This window comes from Photobacterium frigidiphilum (genome assembly GCF_003025615.1).
Classification (GTDB): domain Bacteria; phylum Pseudomonadota; class Gammaproteobacteria; order Enterobacterales; family Vibrionaceae; genus Photobacterium; species Photobacterium frigidiphilum.
Map to the genome: position 1 here is coordinate 1 of NZ_PYMJ01000145.1, position 626 is coordinate 626.

2 protein-coding genes are annotated in these 626 nt (G+C 51.4%); both read left to right on the forward strand.

From position 1 onward, the window contains the following. Window positions 1-247, forward strand: a 247-nt coding sequence (gene traF / locus C9J12_RS30335) for a conjugal transfer protein TraF (RefSeq protein WP_170111931.1), incomplete at its 5' end; no start/stop codon positions are given. Between the two features lie 11 nt (window positions 248-258). Beyond that, a partial coding sequence (gene trbB, locus C9J12_RS30340) for a type-F conjugative transfer system pilin assembly thiol-disulfide isomerase TrbB (RefSeq protein ID WP_107247139.1) occupies window positions 259-626 on the forward strand: 368 nt, incomplete at its 3' end.

Consider the following 626-nt stretch of genomic DNA (forward strand, 5'->3'; position numbering starts at 1 on the left):
GGTACAGCAATTTGCTGATACCCACGGTATCGAAGTACTGGGCATTAGCCTTGACGGCAAACAACTGGCCAGCATTCACCAAAACCGGGATAACGGCAATCATATCCAAGTGCCATTTAGTCCTGCCTTGGTCCTGGTCAACCCCAACACCCAAGAAATGAAACCCCTCGCCTATGGGTTCATTGCCCAGGAAGACTTATTGGGGCGCTTTTTGAACGTCGCCACTGACTTTGCCCCTGACTTTTAAGGAAATAGCCCATGCACCGTCTACTCATCGTTACCCTGTCACTCGCTTTATGTTGGGTGCAACCCGTCACTGCTAGCACCGATAGTCACCCAAATTTCAAGCTGGACGAATACGCCATCGTCTTCTTTTTTAACTCCGGTTGCGGCCACTGCCACCTGTTCGCCCCGACCCTCAAACAATTTGAACAACAGACGGGACTTTACACCTATGCCTTCTCCTTCGATGGCCAAGGCATGAAAGGCTTTGAGGTCCCGATCCCGGTGACCAAAGACACCGCCGAAACTTTTTTTGAAAACCCGCGCAAAGCCAAGTTGCCCGCGACCTTTTTAATCAACGTCAACAGCCGCAAGTTTGCCCGCATGACTCAGGGCAACGTGTC